This window comes from Mycolicibacterium septicum DSM 44393 (assembly GCF_000455325.1).
In the GTDB taxonomy this organism is placed as follows: Bacteria; Actinomycetota; Actinomycetes; order Mycobacteriales; family Mycobacteriaceae; genus Mycobacterium; species Mycobacterium septicum.
On record NZ_HG322951.1, the window covers coordinates 3609740 to 3623532 of the forward strand.

14 protein-coding genes are annotated in these 13793 nt (G+C 67.3%); 8 read left to right on the forward strand and 6 right to left on the reverse strand.

Annotated elements, in window-relative coordinates:
- Position 1: 1 nt before the first annotated feature.
- Positions 2-2125, reverse strand: a complete 2124-nt coding sequence (gene glgX / locus TX88_RS17055) for a glycogen debranching protein GlgX (RefSeq protein ID WP_409365866.1) — start codon at positions 2123-2125, stop codon at positions 2-4.
- 49 nt (positions 2126-2174) lie between these two features.
- Positions 2175-4346: an acetyltransferase SucT gene (locus tag TX88_RS17060; RefSeq protein WP_044518403.1), complete on the reverse strand. Its 2172-nt coding sequence runs from the start codon at positions 4344-4346 to the stop codon at positions 2175-2177.
- A 91-nt stretch (positions 4347-4437) separates the two neighbouring features.
- On the opposite strand from TX88_RS17060, the gene TX88_RS17065 reads away from it, so the two are divergent.
- The 5 genes from TX88_RS17065 to TX88_RS17085 all read left to right on the forward strand — a co-directional run bounded on the left by TX88_RS17065 (position 4438) and on the right by TX88_RS17085 (position 8903).
- A complete protein-coding gene (locus TX88_RS17065; RefSeq protein ID WP_044518405.1) occupies positions 4438-5736 on the forward strand; it encodes an adenosylmethionine--8-amino-7-oxononanoate transaminase in 1299 nt (432 codons plus the stop codon).
- Between the two features lie 65 nt (positions 5737-5801).
- On the forward strand, positions 5802-6950 hold the full coding sequence (locus tag TX88_RS17070; RefSeq protein ID WP_044519502.1) for an 8-amino-7-oxononanoate synthase: 1149 nt from the start codon (positions 5802-5804) through the stop codon (positions 6948-6950).
- On the forward strand, positions 6947-7624 hold the full coding sequence (gene bioD / locus TX88_RS17075; protein WP_044518407.1) for a dethiobiotin synthase: 678 nt from the start codon (positions 6947-6949) through the stop codon (positions 7622-7624). Before TX88_RS17070 ends, bioD begins: the two co-directional genes overlap by 4 nt.
- A 1-nt stretch (position 7625) precedes the next feature.
- Positions 7626-8135, forward strand: coding sequence for a 2'-5' RNA ligase family protein (locus TX88_RS17080; protein WP_044518409.1), 510 nt, complete (start codon positions 7626-7628; stop codon positions 8133-8135).
- A 12-nt stretch (positions 8136-8147) separates the two neighbouring features.
- On the forward strand, positions 8148-8903 hold the full coding sequence (locus TX88_RS17085) for a maleylpyruvate isomerase family mycothiol-dependent enzyme (protein ID WP_044519504.1): 756 nt from the start codon (positions 8148-8150) through the stop codon (positions 8901-8903).
- Between the two features lie 23 nt (positions 8904-8926).
- On the opposite strand, the gene TX88_RS17090 is transcribed toward TX88_RS17085, so the two are convergent.
- The gene (locus TX88_RS17090) at positions 8927-9529 is read right to left on the reverse strand and encodes a TetR/AcrR family transcriptional regulator C-terminal domain-containing protein (RefSeq protein WP_044518410.1); all 603 of its coding nucleotides are present in this window, start codon (positions 9527-9529) and stop codon (positions 8927-8929) included.
- A gap of 204 nt (positions 9530-9733) precedes the next feature.
- Here TX88_RS17090 and bioB point away from each other — a divergent pair, with 204 nt between their 5' ends.
- Genes bioB through TX88_RS17105 form a run of 3 tightly spaced genes read left to right on the forward strand, consistent with a single transcriptional unit; the run spans position 9734 to position 11652 of the window.
- The gene (gene bioB, locus TX88_RS17095; RefSeq protein WP_044518412.1) at positions 9734-10711 is read left to right on the forward strand and encodes a biotin synthase BioB; all 978 of its coding nucleotides are present in this window, start codon (positions 9734-9736) and stop codon (positions 10709-10711) included.
- A 24-nt stretch (positions 10712-10735) separates the two neighbouring features.
- Positions 10736-10981 (forward strand): biotin synthase auxiliary protein BsaP, encoded by a 246-nt coding sequence (gene bsaP / locus TX88_RS17100; RefSeq protein ID WP_084622019.1) that lies wholly within the window; start codon positions 10736-10738, stop codon positions 10979-10981.
- Entirely contained in the window at positions 10978-11652 is a 675-nt protein-coding gene (locus TX88_RS17105; RefSeq protein WP_044518415.1) for a DUF2567 domain-containing protein, read from the forward strand. Before bsaP ends, TX88_RS17105 begins: the two co-directional genes overlap by 4 nt.
- Here the strand turns inward: TX88_RS17105 and TX88_RS17110 are convergent.
- The 3 genes from TX88_RS17110 to TX88_RS17120 form a co-directional block, all read right to left on the reverse strand.
- Complete coding sequence (locus tag TX88_RS17110) at positions 11633-12040, reverse strand: VOC family protein (protein WP_044518416.1); 408 nt, start codon at positions 12038-12040, stop codon at positions 11633-11635. The two genes, TX88_RS17105 and TX88_RS17110, sit on opposite strands and share 20 nt — an antisense overlap.
- A 48-nt stretch (positions 12041-12088) precedes the next feature.
- Complete coding sequence (locus TX88_RS17115) at positions 12089-12904, reverse strand: helix-turn-helix domain-containing protein (RefSeq protein WP_044518418.1); 816 nt, start codon at positions 12902-12904, stop codon at positions 12089-12091.
- A gap of 29 nt (positions 12905-12933) precedes the next feature.
- Positions 12934-13793 (reverse strand): lipase family protein (locus TX88_RS17120; RefSeq protein ID WP_044518420.1); only part of this gene is annotated, 860 nt, incomplete at its 5' end.

Below are 13793 nucleotides of genomic sequence, written 5' to 3' on the forward strand. Positions count from 1 at the left end.
ATCAGGCCGTCTTGCGCAGCACGAGCAGTGAGCGGGCCTGTAGTGAGATCTTCTCGCCCGCGGCCACCACGAGACCGGAATCGCCGGTCGGGCTGGCGGTGTCGAGGTCGCCGGTCCATTCGGCGGCGTAATCGCCGTTCGGGGTGACGAAGTCCTGCTCGTGGTCGTTGGCGTTGAAGCACAACAGGAATGTGTCGTCGACGACGCGTTCACCTCGGGCGTTGGGGGCCGGGATGGAATCGCCGTTGAGGAACACCGCGACACAGGTACCCAACCCGGTGCCCCAGTCCTCGGGGGTCATCTCGGTCCCCGCCGGGGTGAGCCACGCGATGTCGCGGACCTGGTCACCGCTGCGGATCGGCTTGCCCTCGAAGAACCGGCGGCGCCGAAACGCGGGATGGCGCTTGCGGAATGCGAGCACCTTACGCGTGAACTCCAGATGGTCGGCGTTGCTCTCGAGCCGCGACCAGTCCATCCAGGACAGCTCGGAGTCCTGGCAGTACACATTGTTGTTGCCCAACTGGGTCCGACCGATCTCGTCGCCGTGGGCGATCATCGGGGTGCCCTGCGACAGCATCAGTGTCCCCATGATGTTGCGCATCTGCTTGGCGCGCAGGGCCAGGATCTCCGGGTCGTCGGTCGGGCCCTCGACGCCACAGTTCCACGAGCGGTTGTGGCTCTCGCCGTCGCGGTTGTCCTCACCGTTGGCCTCGTTGTGCTTCTCGTTGTAGGACACCAGGTCGTTGAGGGTGAACCCGTCGTGGCAGGTGACGAAGTTGATGCTGGCGCCGGGCCGGCGGCCGGTGGCCTCGTAGAGGTCCGAGGAGCCGGTGAGCCGGGACGCGAACTCGCCGAGCGTCGAGGGTTCGCCGCGCCAGTAGTCACGCACGGTGTCGCGGTACTTGCCGTTCCACTCGGTCCACAAGCCGGGAAAGTTGCCTACCTGGTAGCCGCCCTCGCCGATGTCCCACGGTTCGGCGATGAGCTTCACCTGGCTGACCACCGGGTCCTGCTGGACCAGGTCGAAGAACGCCGAAAGCCGGTCCACGTCATAGAATTCGCGGGCCAACGTCGAGGCCAGGTCGAACCGGAACCCGTCGACGTGCATCTCCAGGACCCAGTACCGCAGAGAGTCCATGATCAGTTGCAGCGTGTGCGGGTGCCGGGCATTGAGGCTGTTGCCGGTTCCGGTGAAATCCTTGTAGTACTCGAGCTGCCCGTCGAGGAGCCGGTAGTAGGCGGCGTTGTCGATCCCGCGGAAGTTGATGGTGGGGCCGAGGTGGTTGCCTTCGGCGGTGTGGTTGTAGACCACGTCGAGGATGACCTCGATACCGGCATCGTGGAACGCCTTGACCATGGTCTTGAACTCGGCCACCGCGCCGCCGGCGTGCCTGGTGGCCGCGTATTGGAAGTGCGGGGCGAAGAAACCGACTGTGTTGTAGCCCCAGTAGTTTCGCAGCCCGAGGTCCAGCAGGCGATGGTCGTGCATGAACTGGTGCACCGGCATCAGCTCGATCGCGGTGATGTTCAGCGACTGGAGGTGCTCGATGACCACAGGGTGGCTCAGCCCCGCATAGGTGCCCCGGAGTTCCTCGGGGATGCCCGGGTGCGTCTGGGTCATTCCCTTGACATGTGCCTCGTAGATGACCGTGTCGTGATACGGGGTCTTGGGTGAGCGGTCCGAACCCCATTGGAAGAACGGGTTGATCACCACGCTGGTCATGGTGTGGCCCAGGGAGTCGACCTGCGGCGGGGTTCCGGTGCCGGGAGGTTCGGCCGTCAGGTCGTAGGAGAACAGCGCCTGGCTGAAGTCGAAGTCGCCGTGGAACGACTTGCCGTAAGGGTCCAGCAGCAGCTTGCTGGGGTCACACCGATGTCCGGCGCCGGGATCCCACGGGCCGTACACCCGGTACCCGTACCGCTGCCCGGGCGTCACAGTCGGCAGGTAGGCGTGCCAGACGTAGCCGTCGACCTCTTCGAGATTGATCCGGTGCTCGGTCCCGTCCTTGGCGATCAGACACAGCTCGACGCGTTCGGCGACTTCCGAGAACAGCGAGAAGTTGGTGCCCGCACCGTCATAGGTCGCGCCGAGCGGGTAGGCCTCGCCGGGCCAGACGGTCGACATCGGCGTGGGTACTGGAGATGACGGCACTGGAGAAGACGGTGGCATGGGTTCACCACCAACCGGTGGCCGCCGCCATCTGGCGGCCCAGTTCACCTGTCATCGTGCGCATGTACGTCGTGGAGATGTGGTGGGAATCGTGATACAGCAACACATTTCCCTCCACCACGCGGCAATAGTCCTTACGGCACACCGCATCGCTCATGTCGAGTGGCTTGAGCAGAGGAAACCTTCCGACGAAATCCAGCGTGGGGTTGTGGTCGGAGAGTACCTTGGACCGCTCTAGGCCGCAGGAGATGGAGTCGCCGCCGTTGGCCAGGCAGTCGTAGGGGAAGTACGGCTGGCCGTTTCGGGTCAGCCACGGAGTATCGCGCATCGCCAGAACCGGAATGTTGTTCTGCGAGAGAGTTTCCCAGATTCCGATATAGGTGCCCGGCATCACGTCACCTGGCTTGATGTTCCATGGCCGGGTGGAGGTGGTGAACACATAGTCGGGCCGGTCGGTGATGAGCCGGGACATCACCTTTTCGTTCCACTCATGGCATTTCGGATACGGGCGGTTGTCGCCCATCACCAGCGGTGTTTCCTCCGTGGTCAGAGGACAACCCATCTTGAGGTAGGTGACGACCTTGAAGTTGTGCAGGCGGCCCAGCAGGTCCAGGGCGGTGATCCAGTGCTCGGCGTGCGACCCGCCGGCCACCGCGACGGTGCGCGGGGAGTCTTTGTCGCCGTAGGTGCAGTTGATGATGTCGGTGTTGCCGAAATCGCTGATACAGCCGTCCGTCGTGGAGGCCGGCAGGTCGTCCTTCGCTTCGAGCACCGTGGGGCGCATGGGCAGTTTGGGTACCCGCGCGTGGTCGATCAGTGCTCGTGCTCCCGGATAGTCGCGGGCCGACAGCCCCGACAGTTCCTTGCCGTTGGCGCGCTGCACGGTGACATGCTCACGCCAGGTGAACGACGTGGCGGTCAGGGCGACACCGAGAAGGCCGACGATCGAGCCGACAACGATGGTGGGCCGGCGCAGACGGACCCGTAGCGGAACGGCAGGTGCCGCGGTGGTGGCGGCCTTGGCCTTCTGCGACCGCAGTGGCTCCTCGATGTAGCGCGTGGTGAGCCAGGCCAGAACGCCCGACACGAGCAGCACGACCGTGCCCTCGAGGAAGTTGGCGTGGGCATGGCCCGAGTAGGACAGCCAGAAGATCAGCAACGGCCAGTGCCACAGGTACAACGAGTAGGCCATCGAGCCCAGCGATACGAACGGCTTTGTCGCCAGCATCCGGTTGGGTGCGGGCAACCGCTGGCCCGCGCTCGGATCGTCGATCCGGTTGGCAGCGGTCAGGATGAAGATGACGGTGGCGCCGACCGGAACCAGAGTCCACGGCCCGGGAAACTCCTTGACGCCGTCGAGCCACCAGCCACACGTCAGGATCGCGGCCAGCGAGACGGTCGCCAGGACGGTGCGCAACCACATCGGCCACCGCACCGCCGGTACCAGCGCCCCGGCGAGCGCCCCGACGAGCAGTTCCCAGCCGCGGGCGAAGCTGTTGTAGTAGGCGGTGGCCTGATCGTTGTTGTGGGCGATGATCGCGTACACGAAAGACGCGATGGTCAGCGCGCTCAGTAAAACGATGAACGCGGTGCGCAGATGGCGGCCGAACAGCCGACGGCCCAGGAAAGCGAACCCGAAGACCAGCAACAGGAAGGCCACATAGAACTGCCCCTGGACGGACATCGACCAGATGTGTTGGAGCGGGCTGACCGCCTCACCGGCGCGAAGGTAGTCCGCGGCCGTGTTGGCCAGTTCCCAGTTCTGGTAGTAGCCCAGGCTTGCCAGGCTTTGGTCAGCAAACGTTTCCCAGCGGGTCTCGGGCTGCACCAGGATCGTCAGCACGGCGGCTGCGGCAAGCACCACCACCAGTGCGGGAAGCAGGCGTCGAATCAACCGGACCACTTCGGGAAGCGGCCACAGCGGCGCATCCGGATTGAGGGCGATCCGCAGGATCTTGCCGCCGAAGAAGAATCCGGACAGCGCCAGGAAAACGTCGACACCACCGGAAACCCGGCCGAACCAAATGTGGAACATCGCCACGAGGGCGATGGCGATGCCGCGCAGTCCGTCCAGATCGTGGCGGTAGAAACCCGATGCACGGGTACCCATGACTGCGCGTGGAACGGAACCGGATTCGGTGCCGGGCTCCGTCCGGGGGGCGTCAAGGGTTTTCATGGTCGAGGCCAATTTACCTAACATCGGCCTGCCGCTCACATTTCGGATGCGTGCGTCACAGTCTGTGAGCAAAGGGCTAGGCTGCCCGACTGTGGCTGAGCTGACACCAGCGCAGATCAATGCCATCGACGCCGCCCATATCTGGCATCCCTACAGTGCCATGGGCTCGGCGGCGCTTCCGCCGGTGGTGGCGGTCGGTGCCAAAGGCGCGTGGCTGACTGTGATCGACCCTACCGACGGCGCACCGATCGAGGTGATCGATGCGATGGCGTCCTGGTGGACCGCCGTGCACGGCCACGGACACCCGGTACTGGACCGTGCGATCAACGACCAGCTCGCCACCATGAACCACGTCATGTTCGGCGGCCTGACCCACGAACCGGCCGCTCGGCTGGCGCAGCTGCTGGTGGAGCTCACCCCCGAAGGCCTGGAGACCGTGTTCTTCAGCGATTCCGGGTCGGTGTCCGTCGAGGTGGCCGTCAAGATGGCGCTGCAGTACTGGCGCAGCCTGGGCAGAGGCTCCAAACACCGCCTGATGACCTGGCGCGGCGGCTACCACGGCGACACCTTCACCCCGATGAGCGTGTGCGATCCGGACGGCGGCATGCACTCGCTGTGGACCGATGTGCTGGTCCCTCAAGTTTTCGCACCGCCCGTGCCCGCCGACTACCAACCGGCCTACAGCGAGGCATTCGAGCGGCAGCTGACCGAACACGCCGACGAACTCGCCGCGGTGATCGTCGAACCCGTCGTGCAGGGCGCCGGGGGCATGCGTTTTCACGATCCTCGGTACTTGGCCGACCTGCGCGCGATCTGTGATCGCCACGATGTACTGCTGATCTTCGACGAGATCGCCACGGGATTCGGCCGCACCGGAAAGCTGTTCGCCGCCGAGCACGCCGGGGTCAGTCCGGACATCATGTGCGTGGGCAAGGCGCTGACCGGCGGCTACATCACCCTGGCCGCCACGCTGTGCACCGGGGTGATCGCCCGGACGATCAGCGCGGGGGAGCCCGGCGCCCTCATGCACGGACCGACGTTCATGGCCAACGCGCTGGCCTGCGCCGTCGGCGTCGCCGCGGTGGAACTGCTGATCGGCGGTGACTGGCGGGCGCGGGTGACCGAGATCGAGGCCGGGCTGCGGGAAGGACTCGAGCCGGCCCGCACGGTGCCGGGCGTCGCCGATGTCCGCGTGCTCGGCGCCATCGGTGTGATCGAGATGCGCGAGCCGGTGGACATGCGGGTGGCCACCTTGGCGGCCTTGCAGCACGGGGTCTGGCTGCGTCCGTTCGGCAAGTTGATCTATGCCATGCCGCCCTTCATCTGCACGCCCACGGAGGTGGAACAGATCACCGCAGGCATGGTCGGCGTGGCTCGTGCACTAACCTGAACGGTGTTCAATGGTCGGCACCGCCGACGTTTTCAATGGTCGACAGGTTCACAGAGGAGCATCACGTGACGCGCACGGATCTTTCACCGCTGGCCTGGCTCGCAGACGTCGAGCAGCAGCGCCGGGAGGCCGGATTACGTCGCGAGCTGCGAACCCGCCCTGCCGTGGCCACCGAGCTGGACCTGGCCTCCAATGACTACCTGGGGCTGTCGCAGCACCCGGAGGTGCTCGACGGAGGCATCGAGGCGCTGCGGACCTGGGGCGCAGGTGCCGGCGGATCACGCCTGGTCACGGGTAACACCGAGTTGCACGAAGGGTTCGAGACCGCCCTGGCGACGTTCGTCGGCGCCGAGTCGGCGTTGGTCTTCTCCTCGGGCTACACCGCCAACCTGGGTGCCGTCGTCGCCTTGTCCGGTCCCGGCTCGCTGCTGGTCTCCGATGCGCTGACGCACGCGTCGCTCGTCGACGCCTGCCGGTTGTCGCGCGCCCGGGTGACCGTCACTCCACATCGTGACGTCGACGCGGTGGATGCCGCACTGTCGGCGCGCACCGAGGAACGCGCTGTGGTCCTGACCGAGTCCGTGTTCAGCACCGACGGCGCGCTGGCGCCGTTGCGTGAGCTGCATGCGGTGTGCCGCCGCCACGGGGCGCTGTTGCTCGTCGACGAGGCGCACGGACTGGGTGTGCGCGGCCCGGGTGGACAGGGTCTGCTGTACGAGACCGGCCTGGCCGGGGCGCCGGACGTGGTCATGACGACGACGCTGTCGAAGGCGCTGGGCAGCCAGGGCGGCGTGGTGCTCGGCCCGGAGCCGATCCGCGCCCATCTCATCGACGCGGCCCGTCCGTTCATCTTCGACACCGGCCTGGCGCCGGCGGCCGTCGGCGCCGCGTGGGCCGCCCTGCGGGTGCTGATCGCCGAACCTCAGCGAGCCCAAGCCGTGTTGGACCATGCCGCCGAACTCGCCCGGATTTCCGGGGACACCGCGGTGCCGGACTCCGCGGTCGTCTCGGTGATCCTCGGTGAGCCCGAGGTGGCGGTGGCCGCGGCGGCCGCGTGCCTGGACCGTGGGGTGCGGGTGGGGTGCTTCCGTCCGCCGACGGTGCCCGAGGGCACCTCGCGGCTGCGCTTGACCGCACGGGCCTCGCTGACCGCCGACGAGATGGACCTGGCCCGCCAGGTGTTGACCGAGGTGCTCTCGAAGGCCCGCTTGTGAGCACGCTGGTCGTCACGGGTACCGACACCGGCGTCGGGAAGACGGTGACGACCGCCGCGCTCGCGTGTGCGGCCCGCCTGGCCGGCCTCGATGTCGCGGTGTGTAAGCCGGTGCAGACCGGAACCGTCGACGGCGACAACGACCTCGCTGAGGTGAACCGGTTGTCCGGGGTGGGCAACCTGCATGGGGGATGGCGTTATCCGGAGCCGCTGGCCCCGGTCGCGGCCGCGCACCGGGCCGGGTGTGCGCTGCCGACCCGCGCGGAGTTGGTGGACGCGGTGCGGGGTGCCGAGATTGCCGGCGGGCTGACCCTGGTCGAAGGTGCCGGTGGACTCCTCGTCGAATTGGGCGACGACGGTGTCACGGTGCGTGATCTGGCCGCCGATCTGGCCGCCGCTGTCCTGGTGGTGGTGGCTCCCGGGCTGGGGACTCTGAATCACGCCGCGTTGACATTGGAATCTCTTGCCGGGCAGGGGATTCCATGTGCCGGCCTGGTGATCGGTGCTTGGCCGGAGAACCCCGGCGTCACGGAGGCGGGCAACCGGGAGGCGCTGGCGCAACTGGCGCCGCTTCGGGCCGTGCTGCCCGCCGGCGCCGGCAGCGCGAGTGCCGCGGAGTTCGAGAAGATCTGCGCCGATGCCTTCGACCGGGACTGGCTGATCGGCCTGATCTGAGATGGTGCATTCCGTCGAGCTGGTCTTCGACCCGGACACCGAGGTCGCGATCCGTGGAATATGGGATGCACTGCGCGACAAAGACATTCCCAGCCAGGCTCCGGCCGGTCGGCCGCACGCGACGCTGACTGTCGCCCAGCGCATCGACCCCGGGGCCGACGCCGTGCTGGCCGAGCTCGTGGACCGATTCCCGCTGCCGTGCCGGCTCGGTGCGACCCTGATCTTCGGGCGTTCGGCCGGAGTGCTGGCGCGGCTGCTGGTGCCGACCGACGAGCTGCTCGCCGTCCAGGCCGATACGTACCGACTGTGCCTGCCGTTCATGGACCCGGCCCCGATGCCGCACGCGGAACCGGCGAACTGGACCCCGCACGTGACGCTGGCCCGACGGGTGGCTCCGGCCCGGCTGGCCACCGCCGTGCGGATCGCCGGACGCCCTTCCGAGATCGTCGGCCAGGTGACGGGGCTACGGCACTGGGACGGCGACAAGCGGGTGGAGCACGCGATCGGCTGACATGCTGGGGTGGTGGACCGTGTTGCGATCATTCGTGCCGAAGCCCAGCGATTCTCCGACGTGTTGTCGGAGACGGCACCTGACGCTCGGTGTCCGACCTGTCCCGATTGGACCGCCACCGACCTCCTGTGGCATCTGACCGAGGTGCATTTCTTCTGGGCCGGCGTCCTGGCCCGGAATGCCCGCGCCGACGCCGATCTGGCCGCCGTCGAGCAGTCCAAGCCGGTCCGTCCCGATGCGCTTGCCGATATCGCGGTGTTGCGCGAGCAGGCCACCGCGTCGCTGCTCGCGCAACTGGAGAACCTGGCCGACACCGACGTGCGGTGGTCGTGGTGGCAGCCGGACCAGACCGTCGGCTTCACCCGGCGAATGCAGACGTATGAGGCCACCATGCACCGGGTCGATGCCGAACTGACGGCCGGTCTACCGGTCGGCGCGATCGGCCCTGATGTGGCCTCGGGGGCGCTCGACCACGCCGTCGATGTCATGTGGGGCTGGCAGCCGGCAGGCTCGCACTATGAGCCCCGGGCCGTCATCGATTTCATCGGCTCCGATACCGGGCAACGCTGGTCGGTCGAATTTGGTCGTGCCGGTGACTGGCCGCGCGCCCAGCGGGCGAGCGGGATGTCCCGCGCGTCCGGCACGGTTCGCGGCCCGGTTGTCGATCTGGCGCTGTGGGCCTGGACCCGGGGAGGCGATGTCGAAGTCTCCGGTGAACCGGCCTCGGTGGCGGCGTTGGACGCGGTGGTCTCCAACGGGATGGGCTGAGCCGGCCGCGGAGTCCGGAAACTTCAGCTATTGCGTTGCAATGCTTCAAGATTGGCGCCACCGTGCACCGCCAGTCCGTCGACGAGTACCTGCAGCCCGAATGCGAACTGGCGGCTGGTATCGCGGGTCAGCACCGACTGCTCTTCGGACAGTGCGCCCGCGGCATCCCACTGCAGCCGGGACTGTTCGTCCACCGTGAATCCGAGTACGTAATAGATGACGGTGCGAGCGGCCGGTTCGGCGTCGTCGGCAGCCACACCCGCCTCACGGGCCGCTTCCGTGAGTTGCTCGACAACTCCCGCGGTGGCCGCGGACTGCCCGGCTGCCAGGCTCGACGACACGAGCTCGGCGCCGTCGGTGTGGGACAACAGTGCATCGCGCAGCACTCGGCAGATCTCATGGATCCGCTCGCGCCAGCCGAGCCGGCGCGTATCGATGTGTGCGGGCCGCAGTATCTGGTCGGCGACGGCGCCGAGCAGCTCCTGTTTGTTGGCGAAGTGCCAGTACAGCGCGCCCGGGCTGACATTGAGCTCACGGGCCAGGCGTCGCATCGTCAGGTCGGCGATGCCGTAGTTGTCCAGGATGGCCGTCGCCGCATCCACCACGTCGGGTTTGTGGAGTTGCACACCGTTACCCTAGCCTGAACGGTGTTCAATTGTCGGCACCGCCGACGCGTTCAATTGTCGGCACCCGCCGACGCGTTCAATTGTCGGCACCCGCCGACGTGTTCAGTTGTCGGGCTCGATCGATGTGTTCAACCGCCGGCCCCGGCAGGCAGACGATCCACAGGAGGACTTTCGGTGACGCAGGCAGCCGTAGATGTACTGGGCATGGCTCGCGAGCAGGTTCTGGAGCGTGGCGTCGGCCTCGACCGGGATCAGACGCTGCAGGTGCTGCAGCTGCCCGACGACCAGCTCGAGGAGCTGCTGGCCCTGGCCCACGAGGTCCGGATGAAGTGGTGTGGCCCCGAGGTCGAGGTCGAGGGCATCATCAGCCTCAAGACCGGCGGCTGCCCGGAGGACTGCCACTTCTGTTCACAGTCGGGCCTGTTCGCCTCCCCGGTGCGCAGTGCCTGGCTCGACATCCCTAGCCTGGTCGAGGCCGCCAAGCAGACCGCCAAGACCGGGGCCACCGAGTTCTGCATCGTGGCTGCGGTGCGTGGCCCCGACGAGCGGCTGCTGGCCCAGGTGGCCGCGGGTATCGAGGCGATCCGCAACGAGGTCGACATCCAGATCGCGTGCTCGCTGGGCATGCTGACCCAGGAGCAGGTGGACCGCCTCAAGGAAATGGGCGTGCACCGCTACAACCACAACCTGGAGACGGCGCAGTCGTTCTTCCCCAATGTCGTCACGACCCACTCGTGGGAAGAGCGCTGGGGCACGCTGGAGATGGTGCGTGAGGCCGGTATGGAGGTCTGCTGCGGCGGCATCCTGGGCATGGGGGAGACGCTGGAGCAGCGTGCCGAGTTCGCCGCCAACCTGGCCGAGCTGAACCCGCACGAGGTGCCGCTGAACTTCCTCAACCCCCGCCCGGGCACTCCGTTCGGCGATCTCGAGGTGCTGCCGGCGTCGGAGGCGCTCAAGGCGGTGGCCGCGTTCCGGCTGGCGTTGCCGCGCACCATGCTGCGCTTCGCCGGGGGCCGTGAGATCACCCTCGGTGACCTCGGCGCCAAGCAGGGCATCCTGGGCGGCATCAACGCCGTCATCGTCGGCAACTACCTGACCACGCTGGGTCGCCCGGCCGAGTCGGACCTGGAATTGCTCGACGATCTGCAGATGCCGATCAAGGCCCTCAACGCCAGCCTGTAGAACAGGGGTGTGGTGATCTCCGATATGGCAGAAACGCCGGCTCTGCCCGCGCCCGTCGGCGCCGGCCTCTACAACGTGTACACCGGGGTCCAGGCTGACGCGGCGAACGGAACTGCGCTTCCCACCGCGGCTCAGCTCGGCCTGGAACCGCCCCGGTTCTGTGCCGAGTGCGGCCGCCGGATGATCGTCCAGGTGCGGCCGACCGGGTGGTGGGCCAAGTGTTCGCGGCATGGGCAGGTGGATTCGACGGACCTGGATACGCGGCGATGAGCCTCTCGGGCGAAGAGCAGATGCTGTCGGTTCAACCGGCCCCTGCCGATATCCCCGGTGCACCGCGCGTCTCGCGTCAGCGGGCGGTAGTGATCGTCATCGCCGCTCTTGCCGTGGCGGGTGCCGTCCTCGGTGCGCTGTGGGCGTTCCTGGCCCCGGGAGTGCACGGCGTGGTGGCGTTGACCCGCAGCGGTGACCGGGTGCATGCCTTCCTTGGCGGCGAATCCGACCACTTCTTCACCTCGGCGTTCATGTTCGTCGGCTTGCTCGTCGTCCTGGGCGTGGTGGCGGCGGTGGCACTGTGGCAGTGGACCCCGCACCGCGGGCCGGTTCTGGTCGCCGCGTTGTCCGCCGGTTGTGCGGTGGCCACGGCGGTGGCCGCGGGTGTCGGTGCGGCACTTGCTCATTGGCGGTTCGGCTCGCTCGACATCGCGGGTGCACCCGTCACCCCGGAAAACCGTGTCCACTATGTGGTGGAAGCGGCGTCGGTCTTCTTCGGGCACACGCCGCTGCAGATTGCCGGCACCATTCTGTTCCCGGCCGCGATGGCTGCGATGGTCTACGCGTTGATCGCGGTGTCGACGGTTCGCGACGATCTGGGCGCCTGGCCCCCTGTGCAGACGCCGACGTATCCGGTGATTCCGCCGGTGGTCAGTTCACCGGGGGCTTGACGGCCGCCTCGAACAGCTCGACGGGGTTGCCGTCGGGATCGCCGAGCTGGATCTGCCTGCCGCCCGGCCCTGTCTGCACCGTGTTGCGGAACGTGACGTCGGCTCCGCGCAACTCTGCGATGGCCGCGTCGAGGTCATCGACCTCGAGCACGAGTCGGTTGTAGCCTCCGGGGGTCTGCGGGGTGCCATCAGGCAGTGCACGTGCGCCCGAACTCCCCGGCCCGCTCAAGAACAGGGTGAGATGGCCGTTGGCCACGGACGCGAATGCCGGTCCGCCGTGGAGGGCCACATCGAACCCCAGGTGCTCGGTGTAGAAAGCGACCGCCCGCTCGACGTCGGTGACCTGGTAGCGGACTGCGCCGGTTCGGTAGGTGATGGGTCCAGACATGACCGCAGTCTGCCGATCTCGGCGGCGGATGTATTGAACAAAATTGACCTATGGTTCGAGCGCGATGTGGTCTTCCTTCGCGACGTACCGGCTTCGGCGTAGTTGCTCGCCGGGTGTCATCCCGGAGAATTCCTGGAACTCCCGGATCATGTGCGACTGGTCGGCGTATCCATGCTCGACGGCGAAGGTGGGCCAATGTGGCGGTGACAGTGCCGCCGCGACGGCGTCGTGTGCGTGCCGGAACCGCTGCAGGCGGGCGAACCGTTTGGGCGGCATTCCGACCTGGTTCGTGAACAGCTGGATCAGCCTGCGGTGGCTGAAGCCGACCTCGCGGGCCAGCTTCTCGATCGGTGGTTGGCGGCTGAGGCTGAGCGCGTTCAGTGCAACGGCCACTTCGCGCGTCAGTTCGCGGCCGTCGTGCAGTCGGGCGAGCAATGCGCGTTCGACGATCGCCAGGCGTTCTGTGGTCGACTTTGCCTCGCAGACCTCGGAACGGAGGTGGGCAGCCGCGCCATTCCACACCGCGTCGAGATTGATGTGCGAGCCGAGTAGTTCGTCCGGTGAGACCCCGAGGACTGCGCGTACGCCGCCCGGCTTGAAATGCACGCCAACCATGGCGGTGTGCTCGCTGGCGTCGATGTCGAACGGTCGCGCGTAGGGGCCGGAGACCACTGTTCCCGAAAATCGTTGTGAACCTTGATGGTTCGCTATGGTGACGGCGTCAGCGCTGAGATTGATGACGAGTTCGGTGGTGCCGGTGGGCAGGATTCGCTCGGCGGGATACGTGGGTCCGTCCGCAATGCACCACAGGTGGTCGACGCTGTTGCGCAAGGCCACCGACGGGGGCTGACGGGTGTAACGCATCTACCCCCATTGTGCCAGCTCCCGGCAGATCAGAGCGGGCGTCGCCGGACCGTACGCCCCAGGGCGACCTTGGTGGCGATTCCGGCCAGTCGCGCCATGCCCATGTAGGTGATCGGGTTGAGCAGCGTCGGCCACTTGGACCGCACCAGGTTGGCGGTCAGCGGGCGATCGGCGAACCGGTCGGTCAGCCAGCGCAGCGCCATCGGCGCCGAGAACGGGTGCAGCAGCAGGTGTTCGCTGAACATGTCGCGGTGATAGGTCACGTCGGCGCCGCCGGCCAGATAGGTGTCGGCGAGTTCGTCGATGTCGCCGACCGAGATGATCTCGTCGTGCACGGCCTGCACGATCAGGACGGGCGGAACCGGCACGGCCACACCAAGTTTGGTGTCCTCGAACACCTCACTGACCTCGGGCCCGTCGAGGATCTCGTCCAGCGGCATGTCGACCAGGTCGGCCATGTCGGTCCGGAACATCCGCAAGACGGCTTCCACGGTGGTCATGCGATGCAACCGGTCGAGGATTTTGCGTCCCTCGGTCGTGGCGTGCTCCGCGATGACCTGGTTGAGATTGGGATAGATGTCGGCGAGGGCGGCCACCACGAGGGCGGGCAGGCCCGAGAACACGGTGCCGTTGAGCCGGCGGAAGGTGTTTCCGAGATTGCCGACGGGCGAGCCGAGGACGGCGCCGACGATGTTGAGCTCGGGTGCGTAGCTGCCGGCCATCTCGGCGGCCCAGGCGCTGGCCAGACCGCCGCCGGAGTATCCCCACAGGCCGATGCGGGTCGTCGGCGACAGCGCCAGGTGTTCGGTGTTGATCGCCGCGCGCAGGCCGTCGAGTACCCGGTAGCCCGGCTCGTAGGGCGCGCCCCACATGCCGTTGACGCCCTCAT

Excerpts from the sequence above, each read along its gene's own strand:
- glgX (WP_409365866.1), bottom strand. The coding sequence starts at position 2,125 with ATGTCGACCGTCTGGCCCGGCGAGGCCTACCCGCTCGGCGCGACCTAT.
- TX88_RS17115 (WP_044518418.1), bottom strand. The coding sequence starts at position 12,904 with ATGCGTTACACCCGTCAGCCCCCGTCGGTGGCCTTGCGCAACAGCGTC.
- TX88_RS17080 (WP_044518409.1), top strand. The coding sequence starts at position 7,626 with ATGGTGCATTCCGTCGAGCTGGTCTTCGACCCGGACACCGAGGTCGCG.
- bsaP (WP_084622019.1), top strand. The coding sequence starts at position 10,736 with ATGGCAGAAACGCCGGCTCTGCCCGCGCCCGTCGGCGCCGGCCTCTAC.
- TX88_RS17060 (WP_044518403.1), bottom strand. The coding sequence starts at position 4,346 with ATGAAAACCCTTGACGCCCCCCGGACGGAGCCCGGCACCGAATCCGGT.
- TX88_RS17105 (WP_044518415.1), top strand. The coding sequence starts at position 10,978 with ATGAGCCTCTCGGGCGAAGAGCAGATGCTGTCGGTTCAACCGGCCCCT.
- TX88_RS17110 (WP_044518416.1), bottom strand. The coding sequence starts at position 12,040 with ATGTCTGGACCCATCACCTACCGAACCGGCGCAGTCCGCTACCAGGTC.
- bioB (WP_044518412.1), top strand. The coding sequence starts at position 9,734 with ATGGCTCGCGAGCAGGTTCTGGAGCGTGGCGTCGGCCTCGACCGGGAT.